General features: G+C 61.6%; 1 pseudogene. It reads left to right on the forward strand.

Annotated elements, in window-relative coordinates:
• Nucleotides 1-263: pseudogene (locus SB756_RS31345) on the forward strand (TonB-dependent receptor); the annotation flags it as partial.

Consider the following 263-nt stretch of genomic DNA (forward strand, 5'->3'; position numbering starts at 1 on the left):
CAGTCGGCCGCCTCCACCCGTTCCGCCACCAGTCGTGACCTCGACCCGGAACGCATCACCGCGTTGCGCGCCGGTAACTTCACCTGCTTCTCCGACGTGTTCACCCAGGCCGACCGCGTACAGGTGCGTACCACGCTGTTCCACAACACCATCAAAGACGAAATCATGAAGAACCTCGGGATCGGCTGCCCCGAGCAACTCACCAGCGGCAAGAGCATCAGCCAGGTGTGCAACCAGCAGACCATCGGCGTCTATCGCAACAT

Origin of the sequence: Pseudomonas sp. SIMBA_068 (assembly GCF_046534705.1) — a bacterium.
Classification (GTDB): Bacteria; Pseudomonadota; Gammaproteobacteria; order Pseudomonadales; family Pseudomonadaceae; genus Aquipseudomonas; species Aquipseudomonas putida.